Origin of the sequence: Mesorhizobium sp. M7A.F.Ca.MR.148.00.0.0, from assembly GCF_003997735.1 — a bacterium.
Lineage (GTDB): Bacteria > Pseudomonadota > Alphaproteobacteria > Rhizobiales > Rhizobiaceae > Mesorhizobium.
This window is the reverse complement of the sequence record NZ_RZTB01000243.1, coordinates 1-2,344: the sequence shown is the minus strand read 5'-3', so window position 1 is coordinate 2,344 and position 2,344 is coordinate 1. Positions and strand designations below refer to the sequence as shown.

2 protein-coding genes are annotated in these 2,344 nt (G+C 47.2%); both read left to right on the top strand.

Annotation, left to right across the window (positions count from 1 at the left end):
* On the top strand, positions 1–237 hold a 237-nt coding region (locus EOB49_RS33550; RefSeq protein ID WP_164781917.1), incomplete at its 5' end, for a RidA family protein.
* Between the two features lie 146 nt (positions 238–383).
* Complete coding sequence (locus EOB49_RS33545) at positions 384–2,231, top strand: AAA family ATPase (protein WP_164781916.1); 1,848 nt, start codon at positions 384–386, stop codon at positions 2,229–2,231.
* Positions 2,232–2,344: the final 113 nt, after the last annotated feature.

The following is a 2,344-nucleotide window of genomic DNA, read 5'->3' as shown; positions in this document are numbered from 1 at the left end:
GAGGTGCAGACCGAGGCGTCGCTGAAGGCGCTCAAACATTGCCTGGAATCGGCGGGCACCTCGCTGGACAATGTGGTGATGGTGCGCATCTACGCCGTCAATTCCGGCTTCTACAACGCCATCAACCGGATCTATGCGAAGTATTTTTCGACCAATCCGCCGGCGCGAAGTTTTGTGCCGGTGGCGTCATGGCCGATGGAGTTTGATATCGAGATCGAGTGCGTGGCTGTGGCGTGAGTTCCCTTATGAAGTTACGCAGTTGTGCCCGCGAAGGCAGGCCGAATTGGGTGAGTGAACCTAGTGTTTGTCTCCGTGGCGTCCCGTTGTTCGACGGCTAAAAAATGTAGTAGTCTCTCGCGGGTACTAAGTTGGGGGAGCTGGCCGTGAATCTTATCCAAGAAATTGAGATCGCCTATTTCCGGAGTTTTTACAAAGTAACTCTGTACAAGTGTAACGACCTAAATATAATTTTCGGAAAGAACGACGTCGGAAAATCTAACATAGTTAGAGCTCTAAATCTGTTTTTTAATAACAAAACCGACCACATAAATGATTATAATTTCGGCATAGACTTCTCAGATAAGCGGCTAACTGAATCTCAAAGCTCAGATGACGTCAGAAAATTCATATATGTGAAAATTACCTTTGCAACGCCAAAAAATTATCAAAGATCGCTTGGCGAGCGGTTCTATGTGAAGAGGCAATGGACGGTTTCCCGAGGTGACGATTACCATGAAGAAGTTTCATCTCATATCCGCGAGAACCAAAGACATATTGTTACAAGATTTCTAAACTTATTTAGATTTATCTACATACCAGCGATAAAAGATCCTGCGATTTTTAGAAGTCTACTTTTTAATATTTATGAAACTCTATCCGAATCTGAGGAATTCTTGTCCACAGTGGGAGACTTCGCTGGCAGAGTTCAGGGTCTGACGAGTAGCCTCTTTTCAGAACTTCCAAAAGAAATAGCTCATGAAACCAAGATCTCATCCCCCAGCAAAATGGATGAATTGTTCCAAACGTTAGATTTTGAAACAATCAGCAATGCAGGGGGTATTTCAAAGTCCCTTACAACGCAGAGAGGCGATGGGATAAAGGCTAGACATATTCCCGAGTTGCTAAATTTTATCTCAAAAAGAGACCGCTTTCAGTTTCATATTTGGGGATTCGAAGAGCCGGAAAACTCGTTGGATTTTGTGGCGGCGGAAGCGGAGGCTGTCCGCCTTCTGAAAATTGCTACGGGAGAAGGGGTCCAAATATTCATTACAACGCATAGCCCTTCTTTCTACAATCTGACCTCTGCTAGAATAACCAAATTCTATGTGACGAGGGAATCTGAGGCGGGTGGGGCAACAATTGTACAGGGAAAGAATCTGGAACGATTCGATCCTGCAGCTGCGATCGGCGAAGGCTTTTATTTGCCCGCAGTAGCCAAAGCGCTTGAGTCCTACTCAAAGCAGCAGGCCGAAATCATAAAATTTAAGGAAGAGATCGACAAAGTCCGTGCGGAGCTTCTAGAGATAAAAATGCCGATATTGCTCACTGAAGGCAAAACGGACGAGATGCTTCTTTCTGAAGCATGGAAACGTCTTCGAAAGACAAAGCAGGTTTTTCGTATTAAGAGTTGTGATACGAGCGACGGCAGTGCCGGGGGCGCCGCTGGCGCTTCTAAATTGTCGCTATGCCTCAAAGCTGTCAGCGCTGATAATCCGCATGTTGTGATTGGTTTATTTGATCGGGACGAGAGCGGGACAAAAGAGTGGAAACTAGACAACAATTTTGTAGCGAATGACTTTTTTTCAGACGTAAAAACCTCTAAGAATGGGCGGTCATTTGGACTTCTGTTGCCCGTCCCGGATTTTAGAAAGTTATGTGCTGCAAACGAAAATCTTCCGATCGAATTTCTGTTTGCGGATGAGTATTTGGATACGGTGGTGGATGATCGCCGGCTTGTACTTACCCCTTTGATGGCCTCTAGAAGGCTAGGAAGCGAAACAGTTCGCGTTCCGTTGGCCGGCGGCACAGAAGTTCAGGCAATTGATGAGAGCTCTAAAATAGCATTTGCCAGGATTGTAGTTCCACAATTGCCGGATGAAGCGTTTTCTGCATTTGATTTGGTTTTCAAAGCGGTAGAGGCGATTATTTCCGGAACCGAGAATTCATCGTCCGCCGTAGAGCGGCCCACCAGGATGCATCGCGGGAGTATGGCGGATATGGCCGGGCGCTAACTGATTTGTCGGGAAATCCTCAGGCAAAATACTCCTGCAGCGGCCGAACCTCCAGGCTCCCCGCCTTCAGCGCCGCAATCGCCTCCGCCACCGCGGCAGCGCCCGACAGCGTC